The 23,009-nt window shown below is 71.0% G+C and carries 18 protein-coding genes; 8 read left to right on the top strand and 10 right to left on the bottom strand.

Annotated features, from left to right (window positions below):
- Positions 1–319 precede the first annotated feature (319 nt).
- Together ACFV9J_RS00760 and ACFV9J_RS00765 are read right to left on the bottom strand one after the other, a co-directional pair.
- Entirely contained in the window at positions 320–1,195 is an 876-nt protein-coding gene (locus tag ACFV9J_RS00760) for a MaoC family dehydratase (protein WP_385347843.1), read from the bottom strand.
- Entirely contained in the window at positions 1,195–2,487 is a 1,293-nt protein-coding gene (locus tag ACFV9J_RS00765) for a 3-oxoacyl-ACP reductase (RefSeq protein WP_385347846.1), read from the bottom strand. The genes ACFV9J_RS00760 and ACFV9J_RS00765 overlap by 1 nt, the downstream gene beginning before the upstream one ends.
- A gap of 162 nt (positions 2,488–2,649) precedes the next feature.
- Between ACFV9J_RS00765 and ACFV9J_RS00770 the strand changes: the two genes are divergently transcribed.
- Both ACFV9J_RS00770 and ACFV9J_RS00775 read left to right on the top strand, forming a co-directional pair.
- Positions 2,650–3,936, top strand: a complete 1,287-nt coding sequence (locus tag ACFV9J_RS00770) for an acetyl-CoA C-acetyltransferase (RefSeq protein WP_385347848.1) — start codon at positions 2,650–2,652, stop codon at positions 3,934–3,936.
- A gap of 260 nt (positions 3,937–4,196) precedes the next feature.
- The gene (locus ACFV9J_RS00775; RefSeq protein ID WP_385347851.1) at positions 4,197–6,137 is read left to right on the top strand and encodes an AMP-dependent synthetase/ligase; all 1,941 of its coding nucleotides are present in this window, start codon (positions 4,197–4,199) and stop codon (positions 6,135–6,137) included.
- 15 nt (positions 6,138–6,152) lie between these two features.
- On the opposite strand, the gene ACFV9J_RS00780 is transcribed toward ACFV9J_RS00775, so the two are convergent.
- Positions 6,153–6,797, bottom strand: a complete 645-nt coding sequence (locus ACFV9J_RS00780) for a class I SAM-dependent DNA methyltransferase (protein ID WP_385347853.1) — start codon at positions 6,795–6,797, stop codon at positions 6,153–6,155.
- A 121-nt stretch (positions 6,798–6,918) separates the two neighbouring features.
- Positions 6,919–7,122 (bottom strand): cold-shock protein, encoded by a 204-nt coding sequence (locus ACFV9J_RS00785; RefSeq protein WP_030813734.1) that lies wholly within the window; start codon positions 7,120–7,122, stop codon positions 6,919–6,921.
- Between the two features lie 292 nt (positions 7,123–7,414).
- On the opposite strand from ACFV9J_RS00785, the gene ACFV9J_RS00790 reads away from it, so the two are divergent.
- The 3 genes from ACFV9J_RS00790 (at position 7,415) to ACFV9J_RS00800 (ending at position 12,583) form a co-directional block, all read left to right on the top strand.
- Positions 7,415–8,263 carry a menaquinone biosynthetic enzyme MqnA/MqnD family protein gene (locus tag ACFV9J_RS00790; RefSeq protein WP_385347856.1) on the top strand — a complete coding sequence of 283 codons (849 nt, stop codon included), beginning with the start codon at positions 7,415–7,417 and terminating at the stop codon, positions 8,261–8,263.
- Positions 8,264–8,334: 71 nt separating this feature from the next.
- Positions 8,335–10,068, top strand: coding sequence for a serine/threonine-protein kinase (locus tag ACFV9J_RS00795; RefSeq protein WP_385347859.1), 1,734 nt, complete (start codon positions 8,335–8,337; stop codon positions 10,066–10,068).
- Between the two features lie 208 nt (positions 10,069–10,276).
- Positions 10,277–12,583: a PQQ-binding-like beta-propeller repeat protein gene (locus tag ACFV9J_RS00800; RefSeq protein ID WP_385347862.1), complete on the top strand. Its 2,307-nt coding sequence runs from the start codon at positions 10,277–10,279 to the stop codon at positions 12,581–12,583.
- Positions 12,584–12,626: 43 nt separating this feature from the next.
- Here ACFV9J_RS00800 and ACFV9J_RS00805 read toward each other — a convergent pair whose 3' ends face one another.
- Positions 12,627–17,213 carry an FtsK/SpoIIIE domain-containing protein gene (locus ACFV9J_RS00805; RefSeq protein WP_385347865.1) on the bottom strand — a complete coding sequence of 1,529 codons (4,587 nt, stop codon included), beginning with the start codon at positions 17,211–17,213 and terminating at the stop codon, positions 12,627–12,629.
- 279 nt (positions 17,214–17,492) lie between these two features.
- Between ACFV9J_RS00805 and ACFV9J_RS00810 the strand changes: the two genes are divergently transcribed.
- The 3 genes from ACFV9J_RS00810 to ACFV9J_RS00820 all read left to right on the top strand — a co-directional run bounded on the left by ACFV9J_RS00810 (position 17,493) and on the right by ACFV9J_RS00820 (position 19,109).
- Complete coding sequence (locus ACFV9J_RS00810; RefSeq protein WP_240330467.1) at positions 17,493–17,792, top strand: WXG100 family type VII secretion target; 300 nt, start codon at positions 17,493–17,495, stop codon at positions 17,790–17,792.
- A gap of 139 nt (positions 17,793–17,931) precedes the next feature.
- Positions 17,932–18,594, top strand: a complete 663-nt coding sequence (locus ACFV9J_RS00815) for a hypothetical protein (RefSeq protein WP_385347868.1) — start codon at positions 17,932–17,934, stop codon at positions 18,592–18,594.
- 215 nt (positions 18,595–18,809) lie between these two features.
- Positions 18,810–19,109 carry a WXG100 family type VII secretion target gene (locus ACFV9J_RS00820; RefSeq protein WP_240330467.1) on the top strand — a complete coding sequence of 100 codons (300 nt, stop codon included), beginning with the start codon at positions 18,810–18,812 and terminating at the stop codon, positions 19,107–19,109.
- 484 nt (positions 19,110–19,593) lie between these two features.
- Here ACFV9J_RS00820 and ACFV9J_RS00825 read toward each other — a convergent pair whose 3' ends face one another.
- The 5 genes from ACFV9J_RS00825 to ACFV9J_RS00845 are packed head-to-tail and all read right to left on the bottom strand — an operon-like array spanning position 19,594 to position 22,971.
- Entirely contained in the window at positions 19,594–20,232 is a 639-nt protein-coding gene (locus ACFV9J_RS00825; protein ID WP_385347872.1) for a hypothetical protein, read from the bottom strand.
- Between the two features lie 37 nt (positions 20,233–20,269).
- The gene (locus tag ACFV9J_RS00830; protein WP_385347874.1) at positions 20,270–20,902 is read right to left on the bottom strand and encodes a hypothetical protein; all 633 of its coding nucleotides are present in this window, start codon (positions 20,900–20,902) and stop codon (positions 20,270–20,272) included.
- Complete coding sequence (locus ACFV9J_RS00835; protein WP_385347876.1) at positions 20,889–21,302, bottom strand: hypothetical protein; 414 nt, start codon at positions 21,300–21,302, stop codon at positions 20,889–20,891. The genes ACFV9J_RS00830 and ACFV9J_RS00835 overlap by 14 nt, the downstream gene beginning before the upstream one ends.
- 9 nt (positions 21,303–21,311) lie before the next feature.
- Entirely contained in the window at positions 21,312–22,667 is a 1,356-nt protein-coding gene (locus ACFV9J_RS00840; protein WP_385347879.1) for a hypothetical protein, read from the bottom strand.
- 4 nt (positions 22,668–22,671) lie between these two features.
- On the bottom strand, positions 22,672–22,971 hold the full coding sequence (locus ACFV9J_RS00845) for a WXG100 family type VII secretion target (RefSeq protein ID WP_282085010.1): 300 nt from the start codon (positions 22,969–22,971) through the stop codon (positions 22,672–22,674).
- Between the last annotated feature and the right edge of the window lie 38 nt (positions 22,972–23,009).

Below are 23,009 nucleotides of genomic sequence, written 5' to 3' on the forward strand. Positions count from 1 at the left end.
GGAGAGGTGCAGTCGCCGTTCCCCGTCGCCGCCGCGGGGGAGTCCGGACCGGAGGAGCCGGGACCGGGGAAGCCCGGACCACCGGGGGAGTCCGGATCGGGCGAGCCCGTGCCGGTGGTGGAGCCCGTGCCGGTGGTTCAGGCCGTCGGGTAGGGTCCGATCTCGCTGGAGAGGTGCAGTCGCCGTTCCCCGTCGCCGCCGCGGGGGAGTCCGGACCGGAGGAGCCGGGACCGGGGAAGCCCGGACCACCGGGGGAGTCCGGACCGGGGAAGCCCGGACCACCGGGGGAGTCCGGACCGGGCGAGCCCGTGCCGGTGGTTCAGGACGCCGGGTAGGGGCCGATCTCGCCGGAGAGGTGCAGCCGTCGTCCTCCGTCGCCGCCGCGCAGTTCGAACCGGCCGTCCCCGGCCCCGTACGCCACCGTCCCCGGCAGCAGCACGGGCGCCCGGAACTCCGCCCGTACCGCGGCCGCGTCCGGTGTCCCGTGCTCGGCGAGGCACCGGGCCACCGTCCACATGCCGTGCGCGATGGCCCGCGGGAAGCCGAACAGGCGGGCGGTGAGCGGGTGCAGGTGGATCGGGTTGCGGTCACCGGAGGCGGTGCCGTAACGCCGCCCGATGTCACCGGCGAGTCGCCACTCGGCGTGCACGGGGAGGGGTTCCCGCTCTCCCGAGGGGGGCTCCCCGGCAGGCGGCCGGGTGGTGGTGCGGTGCCGGGCCAGGTAGGTGCTGCGGGACTCCCAGACCAGGTCCGCCCCGGCACGGACCTCCGTGACCACCGTCGCCTCGGTGCCGCGCCGGTGCGGGGCCAGCCCTTCGACGTACACGGTGAGTTCGTACCCGGCGGTCGCGGGCATGGCGGCCCGGCGGGTGATGCCGATGGACGTGTGGACGAGGCCGAGCAGCGGCAGCGGGAAGCCCCGGCCGCTCATCAGACGCATGGCCATCGGGAAGCCCAGCACGTGCGGATAGGTCACGGGAAGCGCGTCCGCGCCGGTCGCGAACCCGCACACCCGCTCGTACGCCGCGAGCCGCGCGAGGTCGACGCGCAGGCCGGGCAGGACCAGCCGGGTGCGGGGGAAGTCCGCGTCCGGACGGGGGCGCTTGAGGGGTGACAGCAGCGCGCCGCGCGCGAGGAGCGGGGCCAGGGCGGGGACGCCGGTCAGGGTGGCGGGGGTCGGGGCCGCGGTGGTCATCACGCCCCCAGCAGGCTCTGGCCGCAGACCCGTACGACCTGGCCGTTGACCGCGCCGGAGGCGGGGTGCGCGAGCCAGGCGGTCGTCTCGGCGACGTCGACGGGCAGTCCGCCCTGCGCGAGGGAGTTCATGCGGCGGCCGGCCTCGCGGATGAGGAGCGGGACCGCCGCCGTCATCCTCGTCTCGATGAATCCCGGTGCCACCGCGTTCACCGTCACCCCGTGCTCGGCGAGGGCGCGGGGCGCCAGCGAGCGGACCAGCCCGACGATCCCGGCCTTGCTCGCGCCGTAGTTGGTCTGCCCCGCGTTGCCCGCGAGGCCCGCGATGGAGGCCGTCGCCACGATCCGGCCGCCCCGGTTGACGGCGCCCGCGGCGAGCAGCGCGTCCGTGGTGCGCAGGACGCTCGCGAGGTTGACGTCGAGCACGGAACTCCAGCGGTCGGCGGGCATGTTGACCAGGCGCCGGTCGCGGGTGATGCCCGCGTTGTGGACGAGGACGTCGAGCCCGCCGGGCAGCGCGGCGGCGATGCGCTCGCCCGCGTCGGCGGCCGTGATGTCCAGCGCGAGCGCGGTGCCGCCGAGGCGTTCGGCGGCCCGGCGGGCGGCGTCCTCGGCCTGCGGCACGTCGAGGACGACGACCTGGGCGCCCTGCCCCGCCAGCGTCTCGGCGACCGCCGCGCCGATTCCGCGGGCGGCGCCGGTGACCAGGGCGGTGCGCCCGGCGAGGGGGAGGGTCCAGTCGTCGGGGCCGGCGCTCTCACCCGCCGCCCCGACCCCGATCACCTGGCCGCTGACGTAGGCGGAGGCGGGGGAGAGGAGGAAGCGGAGGGTGGACTCGGCGGGCGCCGCGTCGGTGAGCCGTACGAGGTTGACCGTCCTGCCCCGCCCGATCTCCTTGCCGAGCGAGCGCGTGAACCCCTCCAACGCCTGCTGGACGGCGGCCTGGTGGTGGTCGGCCGGGTCGAGCGGGGCGCCGAGCACCACCACCCGGCCGCTCGCGGCGACGGACCGTAGGACGGGGTGCAGCGCGGCGTGCACCTCGGCCAGCGCGTCGACGTCCCGTACGCCGGTGGCGTCGAGGACGACGGCGGCGGGGCGGCCGTCCTCGTCCCGGGGCAGGCCCGTGCGGGCGAGGACGGGTGCGAGGTCGAGGTCGGTCTTTCCGGCGGTGAGGTGCAGCAGGCCGCCGTCGAGCGCGTCCCGCCGCAGCTCGGCGGGTTGTGGCAGCCCGAGCCGTCGGGTGAGGAAACGGCCGGGTGCGGTGCCGGTGAAGCTGAGATAGCGGTCGGCCATGTCTGTCTCCCAGGCGGCGGATGGGGGTCCCCCCGCGCGAGCGTGTTGGAGCGTGGGGGAGTGTCCAGGGGCCGGCGGTCGGGCTCGTGCCGCCCACTGCTGCTTACTCTGGAGTAAGGTTACCGGAGGTAAGTCTATGTCACGGGTGAGGAGCAGGTCGAGATGAGCCCTCTGGCACCGCAGCCCGCACGCCGCGTCGCGGTCATCGGCGGCACGCGCGTCCCCTTCGCCCGCTCCGACGGGCCGTACGCCACCGCCTCCAACCAGGAGATGCTCACCGCGGCCCTCGACGCCCTGGTCGAGCGGTACGAACTCCAGGAGCCGGGCGCGGTCGGCGAGTTCGTGGCCGGCGCGGTCCTCAAGCACAGCCGGGACTTCAACCTTGCCCGCGAGACGGTCCTCGGCTCGGCCCTCGACCCGCGCACTCCCGCCTACGACATCCAGCAGGCCTGCGGCACCGGCCTCCAGGCCGTGATCGCCGCCGCCAACAAGATCGCCCTCGGCCAGACCGGGTCGGCGATCGCGGGCGGCGCGGACACCGCGAGCGACGCCCCGCTCGGCGTCAACGACCGCCTGCGCCGCATCCTCCTTGAGGCCCGCCGGGCGAAGACCACCGGCGGCAGGCTCAAGGCCCTGGCCAAGGTCCGCCCGGGACACCTGGTCCCCGACATCCCGCGCAACGCCGAGCCGCGCACCGGCCTGTCGATGGGCGAGCACGCCGCGGTCACCGCACGGGCCTGGGGCATCACCCGTGCGGAGCAGGACGCGTTGGCCGCCGCGAGCCACCAGCGGCTGGCGGCGGCGTACGAACGCGGCCTCTTCCAGGACCTGGTGATTCCCTTCCGCGGCCTGGCCCGCGACCAGAACCTGCGCCCCGGCTCGACGGTGGAGAAACTGGCCGCGCTGAACCCCGTGTTCGGCCTAGACGCCCCCGGCCCCACCATGACGGCGGGCAACTCCACGCCCCTGACGGACGGCGCCGCGACGGTGCTCCTGGCGAGCGAGGAGTGGGCCGAGGCCCGCGGCGTCGGACCCCTCGCCTACCTCACGGCGTACGAGACGGCCGCCGTGGACTTCGCCGGCGGGGACGTGGCCGGTGGTGAGGACGGGCTGCTGATGGCGCCCGCGTACGCGGTCCCCCGGATGCTGGAGCGGGCGGGGCTCGGCATCGGGGACTTCGACCTCGTCGAGATCCACGAGGCGTTCGCCTCCCAGGTGCTGGCCACGCTGGCCGCCTGGGAGAAGCGCGGCCTGGCCCCGGTGGACCGGGACCGCCTGAACGTGGCAGGCTCCTCCCTCGCCACCGGCCACCCCTTCGCCGCCACCGGCGCCCGTATCGTGGCGACCCTGGCCACCCTGCTCGCCGAGCGGGACGGACCGGGGCGCGGCCTGATCTCGGTCTGCGCGGCGGGCGGCCAGGGCGTCACGGCCATACTGGAACGAACGTGACCTACCCTCAGGTAACCCCCAAGACTGCACACCTCCGGCGCGGGAAGATCGTGGAACGCGCACCAAGTCCCCACCTGGGCCCCGTACGATCCCGGAACTGACCGCCGGTAACCCATGTCCGCGGAACCGGCGATGAACGCCTCGGCGCGCGAGGCACGTACGTCATGCAGCAGAAGCAGCGACAGCCGAAGCAGCGGCACCGGAAGCCGCGACCGCAGAAGCAGGAGCAGTGTCTTCGCTGCACGTCCCAGGAGCCGCCCGTGTCCACCCCGCTTCCGTCCTTCGCCGCATCCGCCGCCTACGCCGACTCGCCCGGCCCCACCCTGGTGGCGCCCGAGACGCGGATGCTGGACGGAGCCGTACGGGAGGCCTACGTACCGCCGTTCGCGCCGCCGGTGCGCCGCGGGTCCCTCGCCGACCTGCCCTTCGACAACGCGGCGGCCGTCCCGGGCCAGGTCGTCCTCAGCCGCAGGTCGCCGGAGGGTGACTGGTCCGACGTGACGGCCGCCGAGTTCGCCGGGCAGGTGCTGGCCGTGGCCAAGGGCATGATCGCCGAGGGGCTGATGCCGGGCGACCGCATCGCGATCATGGCCCGGACGACGTACGAGTGGACGCTGCTGGACTTCGCCGCGTGGGCGGCGGGGCTGGTCACCGTCCCGATCTACCCCACCTCCTCGCTCTTCCAGACCCGCTGGATCCTCCAGGACTCCGGCGCCGTCACCCTGGTCACCGAGACCACCGCGCAGGCCGCGGCCCTCGGCCCCGAGCTGGACCGCATCCCCGACCTGGGGCACCTGTGGGTCATGGAGAAGGGCCACGTGGAGCGGCTCGCGGAGCTGGGTGCGCGGGTGCCGGACGCGGAGGTGGAGGTGCGCCGCGGCATGCTCGGCCCGGGCACGCTGGCCACCCTCATCTACACCTCCGGCACCACCGGCCGCCCCAAGGGCTGCGTGCTCACCCACGGCAACTTCTTCGCCGAGGTCGACAACGCCATCGAGCTGCTCTACCCCGTCTTCAAGGCGGAGACCGGCGAGGAGCCCTCGATCCTGCTCTTCCTGCCGATGTCCCACGTCTTCGGCCGCATGGTCGCGGTCGCCTGCGTCCGCGCCCGGGTCCGCCTCGGCCACGCGCCCAGCCTGAAACCCGAGGACCTGCTCCCCGACCTGGCGGCCTTCCGCCCGACCTGCCTGCTGACCATCCCGTACATGCTGGAGAAGGTCTTCAACAGCGCCCGCGCCAAGGCCGAGTCCGGAGGCCGGGCCTCCGCCTTCGACCGCGCCGCCTCGGTGGCGGTGCGCTACGGCGAGGCCAAGGAGGCCCGCCAGACCGGCACGGGCAGCGGCCCCGGCCGCGGCCTCAAGACCGCCCGCTCCTTCTACGACCCGCTCGTCTACCGGAAGATCCGGGGCGCTATGGGCGGCCGGGTCAAGTACGCCATCTGCGGCGGCTCCCCGCTCGGCCGCCGCCTGGCCGCCTTCTACGCCGGCGCCGGCATCGAGATCTTCGAGGGCTACGGCCTCACCGAGACCACCGCCGCGGCCACCGTCACGCCCCCGCTCAAGCCGCGCCTGGGCACCGTCGGCTGGCCGCTGCCCGGCACCCGCATCCGCATCGCCGCCGACGGCGAGATCCTCGTCGCGGGGGAGCAGGTCCTGCACGGCTACTGGGACCCGCAGGCCGGGGGCGTCGTCCAGGCCGCACCCGACGGCTGGTTCGCCACCGGTGACATCGGCAGCCTGGACGACGAGGGCTATCTGACGATCACCGGCCGCAAGAAGGAGCTGCTGATCACCGCGGGCGGCAAGAGCGTCGCCCCGGCCCCGCTGGAGAACTGGCTGCGCTCCCACCCCCTGATCTCCCAGTGCATCGTCCTGGGCGACCGCCGGCCCTACGTCTCCGCCCTGTTCACCCTCGACCCGGACGGCGTCACCCACTGGCGCCGGATGAACGGCAAGCACCCGGTGCCGCCGGAGCTGCTGGTGGACGACGAGGAGGTCCACGCGGTGCTCCAGCGCGCCGTCGACGAGGCCAACAAACTGGTCTCCCGCCCGGAGTCCATCCGCCGTTTCGCCGTCCTGCCCAGGGACTTCACCGAGTGGGAGGGCCACCTGACCCCCTCCATGAAGCTCCGGCGCGAGGTGATCATGCGGGACTTCGCGGGGGCGGTGGAGGGGCTGTACGAGGGGCTGTACGAGGGGTAGGGCAGCCCTGGGGGGTCAGCGGCGGGCGATGAGGAACGCCTGCGGGACCTGGGCGACGGTGGTCTCCTCGGTGATCCGCACCGTCCGGGACAGCACGGTGAACCCGGCCTGCTCCAGCAGCTCCGCCATCGGCTCCGGCCGTCGCCGTTCGAAGTCCAGGGCGACCGGGTGGCCCCACGGCCGGTCGTGGTGGTTGGGTTCGTCACCGACCGGGAAACCGAGCAGCAGATGACCGCCCGGGGCCAGCACGCGCCGCACCTCGCCGAAGAGGTCCGGCAGCCGCTCCCACGGCGTGTGGATCGACGAGTACCAGGAGACCGCCCCCGCGAGGGTGCCGTCCGGCAGGTCGAGGTCGAGCATGGACCCCTGCTCGAAGCGCAGCCCCGGGTTCTCGCGGCGCGCGATCGCGAGCATCGAGGAGGACAGGTCGAGGCCGAAGACGCGCAGGCCCAGCGAGGCGAGGTGCGCGGTGACCAGGCCGGGCCCGCAGCCCAGGTCGGCCACCTGCCCCTCCGGTCCGACCAGCTCGGCGAAGGCGCCCATCAGCGCCCGGTCCAGCGGGGCGTCGTCGAGCACGGTGCGGAAGCGGACGTGGTAGTCCTCGGCGATGGCGTCGTAGAAGGTTCGAGTGGTGGCCACGAAGGCGGGGTCGGCGGTCATGGGCGGACCCTAGTGGCAGCCACTGACAGCCTGGTCCCGGCGCCGAATTCACGAAGGATTCATAAAAGGCAGGAGCCCCGTCGCCGAAACCGGCGCGGGGCTCCTTGGGTACTGCTGTCAATCAGACAGGAGTGACATTCTCCGCCTGCGGACCCTTGGGGCCCTGCGTGACGTCGAAGTTCACCTGCTGGTTCTCCTCGAGGGACCGGAAGCCGGTCGCGTTGATCGCGGAGTAGTGGACGAAGACGTCGGGGCCGCCGCCTTCCTGGGCGATGAAACCAAAGCCCTTTTCGGCGTTGAACCACTTCACGGTTCCGGTAGCCATAAGCCCTCCTTGGGCCCAAAGGGTTGCCCTGCTCCAGAACCAGCAAGTGTGAAGACTTTGAATGTCGCACAACTGCATACGTCTGAGAACGACGAGAGCCCGCGGTCACATGCTCCGCAGGCTCTGTACTGCAAGGGAAACCAAACTGCAACTTGCTGTGAGCCTAGCACGCAGGCCCCCGAGCGCAACAGAGGTCAAGATCACTTCACCCGGACGTTTGAACGCCTGCGCCGTTCGGCTGACGCCGGGGGTCGCCGACGGGCGGATGCGGGCGGAGGGCTAGCCTCCCGATGTGGACAATTCTCGCACCCGGCCGCGTGTCGGCCACATCCAGTTCCTGAACTGCCTGCCCCTGTACTGGGGGCTCGCGAGAACAGGCACGCTCCTCGACTTCGAGCTGACGAAGGACACCCCGGAGAAGCTAAGCGAGCAGCTGGTGCGCGGTGATCTCGACATCGGTCCCGTCACCCTGGTGGAATTCCTCAAGAACGCCGACGACCTCGTCGCCTTCCCGGACATCGCCGTCGGCTGCGACGGCCCCGTGATGTCGTGCGTGATCGTCTCCCAGGTCCCGCTGGACCGCCTGGACGGCGCCCGGGTCGCCCTCGGGTCGACCTCGCGCACCTCCGTACGCCTCGCCCAGCTCCTGCTGTCGGAGCGCTTCGGCGTCCAGCCGGACTACTACACCTGCCCGCCGGACCTGAGCCTGATGATGCAGGAGGCCGACGCGGCCGTCCTCATCGGGGACGCGGCCCTGCGCGCCAACATGATCGACGGCCCGCGCTACGGCCTCGACGTGCACGACCTGGGCGCCCTGTGGAAGGAGTGGACGGGCCTGCCGTTCGTCTTCGCGGTCTGGGCGGCGCGGCGGGACTACGTGGAGCGCGAGCCGGTCATCGCCCGCAAGGTGCACGAGGCCTTCCTCGCCTCCCGCGACCTCTCCCTGGACGAGGTGGAGAAGGTCGCCGAGCAGGCCGCCCGCTGGGAGGCCTTCGACGAGGAGACCCTCGCGAAGTACTTCACCACCCTCGACTTCCGCTTCGGCGCCCCGCAGCTGGAGGCGGTCACGGAGTTCGCCCGCCGTGTCGGCCCCACCACGGGCTTCCCGGCGGACGTGAAGGTGGAGCTGCTCAAGCCCTGACACGGCCGGGGCGTCGCCGCGGCCCACTACCCTGCTCGCAGGTACCGGCGTACGGGGGAGGGGTGGACGCCATGCGGCCGCTCGAAGTCGACGAACCCACCGTGGTGGGGCCCTACCGGCTGCTCGGCCGGCTGGGCTCCGGCGGCATGGGCCGGGTCTACCTGGGCCGCAGCGCCGGCGGCCGCACGGTCGCGGTGAAGATCGTGCACCCGCACTTCGCGCTGGACGAGGAGTTCCGGGCCCGGTTCCGGCGCGAGGTGGCCGCCGCGCGCCGGGTCGGCGGCGCCTGGACCGCGCCCGTACTGGACTCCGACCCCGAGGCGCGCGTGCCGTGGGTCGCCACGGCGTACGCGGCCGGCCCGTCCCTGACGGCGGCCGTCGCGGACGGCGGCCCGCTGCCCGCCCACTCGGTACGGGCGCTCGGCGCGGGCCTCGGCGAGGCGCTGGCGGCCGTGCACGAACTGGGCCTCGTCCACCGTGACGTGAAGCCGTCCAACGTCCTCCTCACCCTCGACGGCCCCCTCCTGATCGACTTCGGCATCGCCCGCGCCACGGACGGCACCGCCTCCCTGACCTCCACCGGGGTGTCCATCGGCTCCCCCGGCTACATGTCCCCCGAGCAGATCCTCGGCAAGGGCGTGACCGGCGCGGCGGACGTCTTCTCGCTGGGGGCCGTACTGGCGTACGCGACGACGGGGCAGCCGCCCTTCCCGGGTGACTCCTCGGCCGCGCTCCTCTACAAGGTCGTCCACGAGGAGCCGAGCCTCGACGGCCTGGACGACGGGGAGCTGCGCGAGCTGGTCGCCTCCTGCCTGGCGAAGGACCCGTCCGCCCGACCGGCCCCCGCCGAGGTGGCCCGGCGCCTGGCCCCCGAGGGCGCCGCCCGCCTGGTGACCGGCGGCTGGCTGCCGGGGGCGCTGGTGGAACGGGTCAGCCGGAGCGCCGTACAGCTGCTGAACCTGGAGGCGGGGGAGGCGGAGTCCGGGGCCTCGGGGCCCGTGGGGTTCAGCCGGCCGTCGGTCACGGCGGGGGGTGACGCCGGGGTGGCGACCCCGGCCGCCGGTGTGTTCGGCCCGCCCCCGGTGATGCCGACGCCCACGTCGCCCTCGTACCCACCCTCGTCGCCTGCCCCTGCCCCTGCCCCTTCTCCCGTCCTCCCGTCCGTCCCCGGCCCGAGGGACGCCGGGCCACCGAACGACGACGCGTGCGCCGGGGCGGGCACGACGCACCCCCCGGGCCGGCTCGCCCTCTCCGTCGCGGCGACCTCGACGCAGGACGCCCAGGGACGCGGCCGGCGGCTCAGCTGCACCGTGGCACTGGCGGTGGCGGGCGCGCTGGCGGCGGTGACGGTGGGGTCGGTGTTCGTCCTGGACCTGCTGCCGGGCTCGGGCAACGACGCGAACAACGCGGGGGGCGACGACGGCACCCACGAGCCTCCCGCCGCCACCGCCGGGGCGCTGCCCGCGCGCTACCTCGGCACCTGGGAGGGCCAGGCCACCGCCCTGGACGGCAAGCTGCCGCTGGGCACCTTCCGGATCACCATCAAGCAGGCGAAGGCCGGCCAGGAACTGGGCAGGCTCCGCCAGACCGACGCGCTGGGCGGCGTCTGCGTCGACGTGATCACCCTCAAGAAGGTGACGGAGAAGCAGCTCGTCGCCGGGTCGGTCGGTGCCGAGGGCAACCACGACGGCTGCAACCCCGCGCCCACCACCGTCACCTTCACCCCGGTCGGCGACGACCTCGACTACGCGTCGAAGAGCGAGGAGTCGGGACGGCCGAAGGCACGGCTGTCGAAGGTCGGTTAGCGGGACCGGGTCTCCACCCGCCACCCGACACCCGCCCACCCCCTGCGCCGCGCCGTGCCCCGGTAATGGCCCTGCCCCCGTTGTTACTACTGTGTCTGCGAGACGAACACCGGCGATGAGGTGACCGTTCGTCAGGGCGTTCGGCAGGGCGTTCGTCAGGGCGTTCGGCAAGGCGTTCGTCAAGGTTTCGCTACGGGGAAGGCCCGCCATGGAGACACTGCAGTCGGACGATCCGCGGGAGCTGGGCGGTTACCGCCTCCTGCGAAGGCTCGGCGCCGGTGGAATGGGCCGTGTCTACCTCGCCCGATCGCCCGGCGGCCGTACCGTCGCCGTCAAGGTGGTCCGCCCCGACCTCGCCGCCGACCACGACTTCCGCGCGCGCTTCCGGCACGAGGTCGAGATCGCGAAGGCGGTCTCCGGCCGGTTCACCGCACCCGTCGCGGACGCCGACCCGGACGCGCCGCTGCCCTGGCTCGCCACGTCGTACGTCCTCGGCCCCGACCTGACCGACGTGGTCGCGGCCCACGGGGCGCTGCCCGAACGCACGGTGCGCGCACTGGCCGCCGGTCTCGCCGCGGCGCTGCGGGACATCCACGCGGCGGGCCTGATGCACCGGGACCTCAAGCCGTCCAACGTCCTGCTCGCTGCCGACGGACCCCGGCTCATCGACTTCGGCATCGCACGGGCGGTGGACGGCAGCCGTATGACCCAGACCGGCGTGGTGGTCGGCTCGCCCGGCTACATGTCGCCGGAGCAGGCGATGGGCAAGGACGTCGGCGTCGCGGGTGACGTCTTCTCCCTCGGTTCCGTGCTCGTGTTCGCGGCCACCGGGCGGAGTGCCTTCGGGGACGGCACGACCTCGCACGCGGGGATGCTCTACCAGGTCGTGCACGGAGAACCCGACCTGACGGACGTGCCCCCGTCGTTGCTGGGACTCGTCCGCGCCTGCCTGATGAAGGACCCGGCGCAGCGCCCGCAGCCGGGTGAGATCGTCGCCGCGCTGGCCGGGCAGGGCATCGACGCCGCCCTCCACGACTGGCTGCCGTCGGCCGTCGCGTCGACCATCGCGACCCACGCCGCGGGGATCCTGGACCTGGAGGCACCCGGAACGCCGGGGACCGCTCCGCAGCCGGAGAACCACCCGGTGACAGGCTTCGGCCCGGCACCGACCATGCTCGACGGCGCGTCGTCGACCGGAACGCCCGCTCAGGGCACGGCGCCCGGCGGCACCGCGGCGCCCGTGTACGGGACTCCGCTGCCCGGCACCGTCCGAGTCGGACAGGCCGCGGACCCCGCTCCCGGCCGCTCCCGTCGTCGCGTCCTCGGCCTGGCCCTGGGCGGCGCGGCGGCCGTCGCGGTGGCCGGGGGCGGTATCGCGTGGGCGCTCACGTCCGACGACGCGTCCGACGACGCGAAGGGGGCACCGGGCACCGGGACTTCGGCCGGTCCGGCGGACGACGACTTCACGACGCCGCCCGCCGGGGTGGCCCCGCAGCCGCTGTGGCACAAGTCGGCCGGGAAGGACAGCACCAGCCCGCGCGTACCGCTCCTCACCCACGACGGACTGCTCCTGGTCAGCGCCGACCCGCTGGTGGCCTACGACGTCCGGACCGGCAAGGCCCGCTGGACCAAGGCGGGCATCTGCCGGCCCGGGGCCCAACTCCTCTTCCACGACGGCAAGGTGTACCTCGCCGACGGCGACTACGAGGGCGCCCTGGTCGCCTACGACGTCAAGACCGGCGAAGAGGCCTGGCGCAGCCGCCTCGGCAAGCAGCTGTCCGTCGAGGACACCATCGCGATCGACGACAAGAACGTCTACGTCACGGCGACCGACTACGGCCAGTCCAAGAGCGCCACCGAGTACCGCACGGCCGTCGCGGCCGTCAGCCACACCACGGGAAAGAAGACGTGGATCCAGCACCGGGACTGGGGCACGAAGGACTACGACGTCCAGGGCACCGCCTCGGGCAAGTACCTGGTCTACGCCGACTCGAACCTCAACCTCACCGTCCGGGACACCGCCACCGGCGGCCAGGTGTGGACCAGGAAGATCGGTGACGAGTGGTCCTGGCGGCCCACGGTCGCGAACGGCCTCGTCTTCCTCCCGGGCGACGAACTCAAGGCCATCGACGTGGAGAAGGGCAGCTCGGCCTGGACACTCGACCCGGCCGGCCGACGCGGCTTCGACAACCCGACGGTCGTCGACGGCGTGCTCTACGTCAGCGACCACGACGACGGCGTATGGGCGGTGAACGTCAAGACCGGCAAGCGGAACTGGCTCTGCGACGAACTGGACGTCGACGGCCCGGAGTCGTTCCGCCGCGTGGGCTCGACCCTGTACGGCGCCACCGGCGCCGTCGACGGCGGCATCGTCGCCCTGGAGACGCGGACGGGCAAGCTCCGCTGGACGTACACCGACAGTAAAGCCGCCGGCGAGCCGTGGCAGGTCGCCCTCGCGGGCAACCGACTGCTGGCGACGCACGGCCACGAAATCTACGCGCTGCCGGCGGTGTAGCGAGGACGGCCGGTGCCCGCCTTTTCCGGGCGGCCGGTGCCCGTCACATCGGCGTCGTGACCGTCAGGTGCTCCCCGCTGCCGAGGTGCAGCATGCCCTTGCCGGGAGTGATCTGGCCGCCGACCATGCTCCGGTTCGTGCGGATGCCGATCAGCTCTCCCGCGGAGCTGTCCTGCGGAGACAGCAGGATGCCGCGGCGGGCCTTCTTCATGTCGACCTGCCAACCTGAGAAGCCGTCGCAGATCTCCTCCTCGTCACCGGCGATGACGACGGCCAGCCCTTCCTCCACCCCGCGTTCGACGATGCGCTTGAAGACGTCCTCGGCGTCGCAGTCGTCGTGCACCTCGGCGTCGTCGACCAGGACGACGACCGGCTGCTCGGGACTGGCCGTCCCGATCAGCTCCTCCATCTCGTCCTCGTCGATGTCCCGGCCGGTGAAGACCTTCAGGACGCCCTCCGTCCCCTCCAGTTCACGCAGCGGGGACGGGCGGGGCGTCGCCAGGATCAGCCGTACGCCCTGGGCGAGGCAGGAGCGCGCGACGTTCGCCAGCACGGTGCTGCGCCCGGACTTCGCGGGCCCGCCGATCACGAACGCCGGGACGCCCTGGGCGAGGTCGGGGCCGAAGGCGGTGAGTTCGTCGCCGCCGACACCGACCAGCGCCCACAGCGGGGAGGCGCTCGCCACCGGGTCACGCATCGCCCAGGCGTCGGCGAAGGAGATCCGGCTGGGCAGGACGTCGACGCGGAACGGGCGGCGGGAGCGCGGCAGCCCGGCGTCCCGGGCGGTCGCCGCCTCGCCGATCGCGGCGAGCGCGGCAGCCTGGCCCTGACCGGTGGTGTCCTCGGCGAGCAGGGCGAACTGGGTCTCGGTCGCAGTCCCGGCGGCGAAGCCGCGGCCGGGTGGAATCTCCTCGGGGATCTTGCGCGCGTTGATGTCCAGCAACGAGAAGTCGCCGCGGTCCGCGAGGCGCAGACCGTACTTGTCCTCGGTGAGGGAGGAGATCCGCCCCGTCAGCAGCTGACGGTCGCCGGTGATCACCAGGTGCAGGCCGACGCTCGCGCCCTCGCGCATCATCGCCATCACCTGGTCGGTGAGGTCGCCGTGGTTGTACTCGCCGAGCGTGGGCAGCCAGCCCTCCCAGCGGTCGAGGAGGACCACGATGTGGGGCAGTCGCCCGTCCTCGGCCGCGGCGGCCCGCTGCTCCCCGATGTCGGCGTAGCCCTCCTCCGCCAGCAGGTCCTGACGCCGGGTCAGTTCGCCGGTGAGCCGGTTGAAGAACCGGATGACCCGCTCCTGCTGATTGCGGCTGACGACCGCGCCGCAGTGCGGCAGCCGGGTCAGCGCGTTGAGGGCGCCGTTGCCGCAGTCGATGCCGTACAGATGGACGTCGGCGCTCGACAGGGTGCGGGCCAGGGAGCCCGCGACGGTACGCAGCACCTGCGAGCGGCCGCTGCGCGGGCCACCGGCGACGAGCAGGTGCCCGAAGGCGGCGAAGTCGACGACCACCGGGCGGCGGGCCTGGTCGGACGGCAGGTCCGCGATGCCGTACGGGGCCGCCGGCAGCGCCCCCTGACCGCGCACCTCCGGAATGTCGTCCAACAGCAGGGACTCGTCCAGGGCGGGCAGCCACGGAGAGTGCTGGGCCGGAATGCCGAGGCTGTGGTTGGCCTCCCGGATGGCGTCGACCAGGACCTTGAGGTCGGTGATCTCGTCGTCCTCCCGCGCCTCGGTCTTGGGCTTCGTCAGCGCGGCCCGGCCCAGTTCCTGCCAGGAGAGCTGCCCGGCCCACGGGGCGAGCGCCGCCGGATCGGCGGCACCGGGGCGGCGGCCACCCACGCGGCCCGACTGGAAGGGGATGAGGGAGGCGTGGCCGAGCCGGACGTACGCGCGGCCCGGGGTGCTCTTGGCGATGTGACCGGCTTCGGGAGCGTCGATGACGTCGGTCGACTCACCGGCGTCGGTCACGCGCAGCGCGATCCGCAGGTTGGTGTTGGCGCGGATCTCGGGCGAGACGACACCACTCGGCCGCTGGGTGGCCAGCAGGAGGTGAATGCCCAGGGAGCGGCCTCGCTGCGCGATGTTGACGAGACCCGTCACGAAGTCCGGCAGGTCGCGCACCATGGACGCGAACTCGTCGATGACGATGAGCAGCCGGGGCACGGGCGCGTGGGACGGGTCCCGGCGCGCCAGGTCCTGGTAGTCCTCGATGTCCTTGGCATCGGCGGCGGCGAGGATGTGCTCGCGCCGCTTCAGCTCCGCGCCCAGCGATTCCAGGGCGCGTTCGACGAGGTGCGCGTCGAGGTCGGTGACCATGCCGACGGTGTGCGGGAGCTTGACGCAGTCCTTGAAGGCGGACCCGCCCTTGTAGTCGACGAGGACGAACGTCATGTTCTCGGGCGTGTTCGCGACGGCGAGCGCGGCCACGATGGTCTGGAGCAGCTCCGACTTGCCCGAACCGGTCGTACCGGCGATGAGGCCGTGCGGGCCGTCGCGCCGGATGTCGATGCCGAAGGGACCGTCGTAGGACTCACCGACGACCGCCATGGTGGACTGGCCGCCCATGCGCCAGCGCGCGGCCACGTCGTCGCGGGTCGGGGGCTCCAGCTGGAGCACGTCGAGGAGCCGGCTCGAGGACGGGAGCGCGGAGTCCTCGGTCTCGCCGCTGATGTCGCGCAGGGGCGCCAGCGCCCGGGACAGCCGCGCGCACCAGGCGGGGGAGACGAGGTCGGGCCGCACACCGGACCTGCGCCGGGCACCGGTCTGCTCGACACGCAGTCGCAGTTCGGGGGCCCGCTCGGCGGCCTGCTCGTTCTGCTGGGCGCCCTGGTGCCAGGCTTGGAAGGAGGGGAAGCCACCGGCGGCGGCCTGCGGGGGATTGCCGGGCCGTGCGGCGGCGACGGCGGCGTCGTGGGCCACCGGCTCGGCGACGACGAAGGCCTGACACTCCCCCGGCAGGAAGCGCTCCTCCTCGTCCAGGCAGATCGCGTACAGGGCGACCGCCGGCCCTTCCCGCAGGAGCCGTACCACGCCCGGCAGCGACCTCAGCCGACGCGACCCGTCCCACACGACGACGATGTCCGGGTCGGCGAAGGCGGGGCCGACACCACCGCTGCCGTTCTCCTTCAGGGCCTTCTGCCGGGCGTCGAGCAACTGCGTCAGCTCGCCGACCCGGGCGCTCACCGTCTCGGAGTCCGTCCCGATCACCACGTTGACGTCCTGGCCGCTCGCGGGGCGGGCGTGCGGGAGCCAGCGGACCCAGTCCCAGCGTGGCTGCGCGTGGTTCTCGGTGAGCACGTAGAACTGAACGTCCATCGGGCTGTGCAGCACCGCGGTCTGCGCCACGGCCCATCTCGCGAGTGCCTGCGCCGAGTCGCCGGGCCCGGCGACACCGATGACGCCCAGGTCCCTCAGCGGCAGTGCGACGGGAGAGTCCTCGATCTCCCAGGTGACCTGACGCTTGTGTTCGTCCTGCTCCGGGTCGTCGAGAACGACTTCGGACGGCACCTGGCCGGTGCCGACCCGAAGGAGCAGATGGTCGGCGTCCGTGCGCCGCCGCTCCCACAGCCGGGTACGAGGTCCGGTCCCGAAGGCGAGCACAGCGGCGGGATCGGGACTGGCGCCCCGTCGGTCGAGCCGCTCCAGCCGCAGCGCGTCCTGGGCGTCCTTCTCGATCCGCTCCTTGGTCTCCTTGTACTCCTTGACCTGCTTCGCATGGGACTTGCGTCCGTGCTTCTTGTCATTGAAGTAGTTGCCGAAGAGCATGACCGGACTCAGCAGAGCCATGATCAGGTAGTACCAGCGCCCGAAGATCATGACGGACACGACCGCGCCGACCAGCGGAAACAGGGCCATCAGCCAGGGCAGCGGCCGGACTTCGTACTCCCTGGGCGGAGAAGGCAGCCGGAACTGCGTCGTGCGCTCCGCCGGCCGCAGTCGCGGAGGCCGGTTGTAGTCGAGCCCGGCTCCGTCTTCGGACCATTTCAGGGCAGCGTCGGGAGGGGAGTAGCCGGCTATCTCCAGGAGCGTGTTGCCGAGAGCGAGTTGGGACCCGAGAGGCCAGCTGCCGCCGTCGAAGCCTTCGCCGTCGAGCCGCGGACGACTGCCGCCGCCCTTCTCCTCGTCCCCGGCCTTCTTCGGCTCGATGCCGTGCAGGGCGACGTCGCAGGTGCCGTCCATGGCGATGGACAGAGTGGCGGCACGCGTGGCGAGTTCGGGGTCGTCGATGCGCAGGTGCGCGGCCGGGCCGCTGCCGATGTCGTACCGGCCGACACCCAGCCGGTGCACGGCACCGGCGGCGGGACCGCCGGCCACGCGGAACTCCACGACACCCGTCGGCTCGCCGGACACACAGCCCGCGGGATCGTGCAGGCTGACGACAGCGCCCTCGCGCAGCGGCGAGCCGACGATGGTGGCGCCGGGGTCGAGGGCGTAGCCGTCGACGAAGGCCTGCGGTGTACCGCCGGGGCCGGGGCGCCCGCCGATGGGGATGATCTCCGCACCACCGGTGACACCGACATGGCGCGCCAGCTCCCGAGTGATGTCGCCGACCGACGACTCCGCATCGGCGTCGAGCACCACATCGGTGCTGGCTCCGCCGACGGGGTCGACGACGGTCAGACTCAGGCGCACGTTCGTCCTCCTCGCTGGGCTGAGGCCGCCCCCCGGAACGCTGAACACATTGGAGCGACCTTAGCCGCCGTACCTCACCCCCAGGCAACGGGATGCGCTGGGCCGCACGGGCCGGGATGTGCACCGGTTCACGCTTGTGCTGCCGGGCATCCCTGTCGTCCCAAGAGCTCCACCCGTAGGATCTTTGCGCATGCGGACGGCCGGTGGACGAACGGCCGGGTGGACCGCGTCAGTCACGCCGCGGGGGAAGGCCCTGAGGCGACGGGAGGGAGAGCTGTCATGGCGAAGGACACGGACCTTACTTATGCCGAGATGGAGAAGAAGGCCACCGACCTGATCAAGGCGATGGGCGACATGGAGGACATGTTGAAGGCCATCGAGAAGGGTGTGGAGGAGCTGGTCGCCAACGGCTTCACCACGCAGAAGGCCTCCGGCGCGTACGACGAGTCCATCAAGGACTTCACCAAGGGCGCGGCCAAGACCGTGAAGGGCCTGGAGGGCCTGTCCAAGTTCCTCACCAACGCCAAGAAGGCGTACGAGGACCTGGACGAGCAGCTGGCCAAGAGCGCCAAGGGCTGAGCCGGGACATCACGCGACGCAGCCCGGTTCGGCGGGGCGTAAGTGTTCTGTCGCACCGGGTTGTCTGTCTGGACGAACCCTTCAGAAGGCGACCGGAACCGGCTGAGCCCGCGTCCGTATGCGCACGAAAGGTTCGAGCATGACCACGCTGGACGATCCCGCTCCGCTGGACGAGACCTTCGAGTGCGCCTTCGAGTTCCAGCCCGGCTGGATCGATCTCACGTTGCGCGAAGGAACCCGGGCCGAGGCCAAGGCGCTGGCCACGGAGGTCGTGAACCGGCTCAATCCACTGGGCCTCGAGATCGAGAAGAGCGCGGTCCTCGACGACATGGTCGAGCGGGCCGTGGACCTCAACGACGACGTGCCCACCCTCGCGGCGGCGTACTACTCCGAGGCGGGGGAGGCCCTGGCCAACCTCACGGTCGACTCGTACGGAGACGAGGGCGTATCCCGCCCAGGCCCGGAAGAGGTCATCCCGCTGCTTCTGCAGTGGGGAAACGCACAGGTCACGGGTGACCCCCAGATCACCCGCCTCGAGCTGGCCGCGGGGCCCGCCGTGCGCATCCAGGCGATGCTCAAGGTCAAGCGGATGCTCGGCTTCGGCCGCAAGCTGGCCGAGTTCATCAAGTACGCCGTCTTCCCACCCGGCATGGAGAGATTTGTCGTCGTCACGGTGATCTGGGAGAAGGCCGCCCTCACAGAACAGATCACCGAACTGGCCGACGAAGCGGTCCGGACCATGCGGATCACTCCGCTCCCGACGGGAGGCACCTCGACGTCCGCGGACGGGGGCACCGCATGAAGACGGCCGACCAGTTCTCCTCGCCGACCGAGGCCCGCCTTCATGGGCCGGGATGTGCACCGGTTCACGCTTGTGCTGCCGGGCATCCCTGTCGTCCCAAGTGCCTCGCCCGTAGGATCTTTGCGCATGCGGACGGCCGGTGGACGAACGGCCGGGTGTACCGCGTCAGTCACGCCGCGGGGGAAGGCCCTGAGGCGACGGGAGGGAGAGCTGTCATGGCGAAGGACACGGACCTTACTTATGCCGAGATGGAGAAGAAGGCCACCGACCTGATCAAGGCGATGGGCGACATGGAAGACATGTTGAAGGCCATCGAGAAGGGTGTGGAGGAGCTGGTCGCCAACGGCTTCACCACGCAGAAGGCCTCCGGTGCGTACGACGAGTCCATCAAGGACTTCACCAAGGGCGCGGCCAAGACCGTCAAGGGCCTGGAGGGCCTGTCCAAGTTCCTCACCAACGCCAAGAAGGCGTATGAGGACCTGGACGAGCAGCTGGCTAAGAGCGCCAAGGGCTAGTGACGTCGGTGACCGCCACATCGTTCGGGCGTGGCGAAGCACGATCCGTGTTCAGCCGCGCCCGGGATGGGTGGCTCCTGAGGAGGCGGTAACCCGATGCGACGCGATCTCCCACTCTCTGCGCTGGTTCCGGGGCAGCGACGGTAGAGGTCATTGCGCCCCACACACCTGCCCAGTCCGCCTCACACCCCGGCACCGAACGTGGGAGGGTCATGTCGAATGACGGATTGCGTCCGCGGTGGTGTCGTCAAGCAGGTTGGCCCGTTCATGGCCCGCCCTGTGCCATCGCCGCAGCTGACCTGAAGCCGCAGTCGACGCCATTGCACCCAGTTCTTCCCGGACGCGCCCGAACGTCCCATGCCCCAAAGGGGAGGAGCCCCGTGAGGAGCCAGTCCGCACATACCGAGTTGATACGACCCGTGACGGGTGTCGGCTGCGGTTGACCCGTCGTACTCGACAGGCAGCCAGTTCTCGGCGGCGCCGGTCAATGGGCCGCAGGGAGCCGGAGCGTCCGCGCGAAGTCGTCCAGGGGCTCCATGGCCGCGGCGATCACTTCCGGATCGTCGTGGTGCCCGCGGAGCAAGATGTCGGGGAGGCCGGGCGGAGTGTGCCAGTGGTACGTCACCGAGGTCATCATGATGCCGCTGTCCGCAGGGTAGGAGCGGGTGCCCCGGACCCCGTCCGCGCCCAGGTGCGGAGAGGCGAACGAAATGCTGCCGGTTCGCTGCTGCCAATCGGGGATCTCGGGGTGCGGCACAGTGAGCGCGGTGATTCCCTCGCAGGAGGTCGTGTCACGGGCCTCGCAGTGGATGCGGGTAGCGTGCATCACCAGCGGCATGTAGGTCAGCGGAACAGGGTGGTAGATAAACGCTTCGTCGGCCTCCAGCTTGTCCCGGAGCATGACGATTGTCTTCTCGTAGAAGTCCTTGTGGAATCGGCGGAGTTTGCGGGTGAGTTCGATGCCGTGGATGGCGGCCAGGCCGGTCAGGTGCAGGTCCAGCCATTCCTTGAGGTTCTTCTTGTCGATCTGGAGGTGAAGATAGCCCCAGACGTCTGGGTTGGCATCCGTGTCGATGTGGAGCGGGGCGCCAAGATCGGTGCTCCACAGGGTGCCGTCGGACATGAGTGGTCACTTTCTTCGGGGGCGGCAGAGAGGGCCTTCAGGCGTAGCTCCAGCGGAAGGTGTTCATCACAGCATCGAACAACTCCACGAGGATGTCATAGAAGGCGGGATCCGAGCCGGGCGCGATCAGGGCGCTGAAAGAGAAGGCCAGGTACTGGTCGGGGGCGCTGTCCGGGACCGGGACAAAGTACGCGACGCGGCGGTGAGCGACGTCGACGCCCTGGGCCGCGTCGGCAGGCACCTCCCGCTCCGAGCGCAGAGCCGCGGTGTCATCGAGCGTGCGCGTCTCGGCACCTGGAGTTACGGAGGCGAGCGCCGCCAGGACCGCGTCCGGGCCGCCAGCGGGCCTGACCCGTGGAATGTCGATCGGCGCGGAGGCCACGATCGAAACGGGAAGCGCGACGCCGTGAAGGCGTTCGGTGGGGAGGTAGAGGGTCATTCCGCCCTTGGCCCTGGCCCGGCGCACGACCTTCTTCATCTCCTGGGTGAGCTTCAGTCGTGCCTTCGGAATGTCATCCTTGGGGAAGCCCACGGGTAGTTGCGCGACGGCCTTGCGGACGATGTGGTCCATCGCCTCCTGGGTGCCCGTGCGCAGCGGAATGACATCCCAGCCGGGTGGCGGCACGAGGTTGAAACCGATCGGGGACCGACGGTGCTCAGCGGTGTTCATTGCGCCCCCGCGTCACTTCCACGGCATAGGTGCCGCCTACGAAAATCGCCCACGCCGGGGCGGCGATCATGCCCGGCCAGAATCCGAAGAAGAGTGATGGCAGAAAGAAGCCGCCGCCCATGGCGAGGTCCCGGGTGAGGTAAGGAGGCCGGTCCGCGTACCGGGGGTACTTCGCGAAGACCCAGACGTAGTGCAGGAGGCAGCCGATGATCCCGGCCTCGTAAACGTAGAGCACGTCGTTCATCAGTGGCTTCGGCAGCAGGATCATGACTCCCAATACCGGCAGGAACAGTGGCATTCCGATGAACAGCGTCAGCCGGAGTCGTCGGTTAGGGCCGGTGCCAAGCCCGGTGCGTGTGGCTTCGGCCTCGGCAATGCGATGCGCCGAGTTCAGGTCCATGCTCATTCCTCACCAGTGAGTGTCGGGGGCGGGCTTCAGCGTGTTGTCTTTCCAGTCTGAGTACGCCGCGTTGTAAGGCTTCTCGCCGGTTCCGACCTCCTCCTTGGTCCAGCTTGTCAGGTCGCTCTTGCCCAGTGCCTTGTCCACGACGTCCATCCCCATGCCGGTCCAGGCGATGCCGAGGCTTGCTTGGTAGGTCTTGTACGCCTTGTCTGCTGCCGCCCCTGCGGCCGCTGGGAAGGCGGCCTTGTTCGCCTGCAGCATCTTCGCCATGCCAGCCATCTCCTTGTCGCCGAGGTGCACCAGCGTCGACAACGGGCTGACCCGCAGGGGCCCTTTGGTGACCAGGCCGACGTTCTGAGAGATGGACTTGCGCATCGCGTTACGGGCCGCTCCGAGGGCCTGCCGCCCTGCCCCTGCCGGCAGGTTGGTCATCAACCGTCCTGTTTCGTCCAGGACACTCTTGACGCCCCTGAATCCTTGCCGCAGGCCGGCGGTCCGGGCGGCCTGGGCAGCGCCCACGGTGGCCTTGGCGCCGCTGGCGAGCTTCGCGGCAGCCCCTAGGCCACCCACGACGAGCAGCCCACCCACGACATCGAAGATGACGTCCGTCCAGGAGGCGTCGCCGGATGCCACCAGCAGGAGTCTGAGCCCGATTGTTAGCACCGCGATGCCAAGGACGACGAAGTTCAATAGAGGACAGGCGAGTGCCAGGAAGCCGGCAACTGTCGCGACCCAGCCGAGCGCATCGATGAAGGCCTTGAGCCCGTCCGCATGGTCATGAACCCAGCCCTTGACGTCGTCCCACCACGAATCCTCGATCACATCGTCGATCTCGTCGCGGATCTTCCCGGCGTAGTGGTTGGCGCGAGTGCTCCTGTTGCCGGTGAGGGTGTCCAGAGTGATTCGGAACGGTTGGATGGGGTCGTCGGCAGGGCTGGTGCCACTGGGGGACGCGTGCGGGACGTCCTTGTCCTCCGAAGCGGCCTTCTTTGCCTTGTCAGCCTCGACCTCCTCCTGCTTCTCCTTGGCCTGGCGCAGGAGCGTGTCGGCGTCGCTCTGGAAATCCTCCAGTTCGTTCGACCATTTGGTCAGGTGGCCATGCACCCGCTCGTACCGTCCGGCCACCTCCCGCATGTGCTTCTCCAGCGTGGAGGACTCGTCGCGCAGGGTCTTTACGTATTTGCCCTTCAGGGTCTCGTCGTCGCTGATCGCCTTCAGATTCTTGGCCTGGTCCCGGAGTTTCTTGGCCACCGAGATCATGTGCTTGACCTCGGCGCGGATCTCCTCAGGGTCTCCGGGAATGGGATCGGATTCGCACAACGGCTGCCAGTCCACCGGACGGCGCTTGGAAGTCGGTGTCATGGCGTTACTTCTTCTGCTTCTTCTTGTTTGCCTTGGCCAGTTCGTCGTCCAGATCCTGGAACGCCTTCTTGCTGCCGGCCACGAGCTTGCCGACCGATTCGATTGACTCGATGAGCCTGGTGCGGTAGTCGTCCCAATTGTCGACGAAGTCCTCCATGGCATCGGCGACGGAACCGGAGCCCCAATGCTCCTTCATGTCATCCCGGCGGTTCTCGATGTCCTCGAAGGTCTTCTTGAGCTGACCGAGTTTGCGCTCGCAGTCTCTGAGGAAGTCAAAGTCGACCGTCAGGTCCGGCTCACCCACGCACTTTCCTTCCCGCGTGCTTGATCGTGTCGGCCCGC

The organism is Streptomyces sp. NPDC059906, from assembly GCF_042730645.1.
GTDB classification, from domain to species: Bacteria; Actinomycetota; Actinomycetes; order Streptomycetales; family Streptomycetaceae; genus Streptomyces; species Streptomyces rubrogriseus.

What these genes read in the sequence shown, in the direction of transcription:
- ACFV9J_RS00810 (WP_240330467.1), top strand. Translation starts at nt 17,493, where the DNA reads ATGGCGAAGGACACGGACCTTACTTATGCCGAGATGGAGAAGAAGGCC.
- ACFV9J_RS00765 (WP_385347846.1), bottom strand. Translation starts at nt 2,487, where the DNA reads ATGGCCGACCGCTATCTCAGCTTCACCGGCACCGCACCCGGCCGTTTC.
- ACFV9J_RS00795 (WP_385347859.1), top strand. Translation starts at nt 8,335, where the DNA reads ATGCGGCCGCTCGAAGTCGACGAACCCACCGTGGTGGGGCCCTACCGG.
- ACFV9J_RS00815 (WP_385347868.1), top strand. Translation starts at nt 17,932, where the DNA reads ATGACCACGCTGGACGATCCCGCTCCGCTGGACGAGACCTTCGAGTGC.
- ACFV9J_RS00760 (WP_385347843.1), bottom strand. Translation starts at nt 1,195, where the DNA reads ATGACCACCGCGGCCCCGACCCCCGCCACCCTGACCGGCGTCCCCGCC.
- ACFV9J_RS00840 (WP_385347879.1), bottom strand. Translation starts at nt 22,667, where the DNA reads ATGACACCGACTTCCAAGCGCCGTCCGGTGGACTGGCAGCCGTTGTGC.
- ACFV9J_RS00785 (WP_030813734.1), bottom strand. Translation starts at nt 7,122, where the DNA reads ATGGCTACCGGAACCGTGAAGTGGTTCAACGCCGAAAAGGGCTTTGGT.
- ACFV9J_RS00770 (WP_385347848.1), top strand. Translation starts at nt 2,650, where the DNA reads ATGAGCCCTCTGGCACCGCAGCCCGCACGCCGCGTCGCGGTCATCGGC.
- ACFV9J_RS00830 (WP_385347874.1), bottom strand. Translation starts at nt 20,902, where the DNA reads ATGAACACCGCTGAGCACCGTCGGTCCCCGATCGGTTTCAACCTCGTG.
- ACFV9J_RS00800 (WP_385347862.1), top strand. Translation starts at nt 10,277, where the DNA reads ATGGAGACACTGCAGTCGGACGATCCGCGGGAGCTGGGCGGTTACCGC.
- ACFV9J_RS00820 (WP_240330467.1), top strand. Translation starts at nt 18,810, where the DNA reads ATGGCGAAGGACACGGACCTTACTTATGCCGAGATGGAGAAGAAGGCC.
- ACFV9J_RS00825 (WP_385347872.1), bottom strand. Translation starts at nt 20,232, where the DNA reads ATGTCCGACGGCACCCTGTGGAGCACCGATCTTGGCGCCCCGCTCCAC.
- ACFV9J_RS00780 (WP_385347853.1), bottom strand. Translation starts at nt 6,797, where the DNA reads ATGACCGCCGACCCCGCCTTCGTGGCCACCACTCGAACCTTCTACGAC.
- ACFV9J_RS00835 (WP_385347876.1), bottom strand. Translation starts at nt 21,302, where the DNA reads ATGGACCTGAACTCGGCGCATCGCATTGCCGAGGCCGAAGCCACACGC.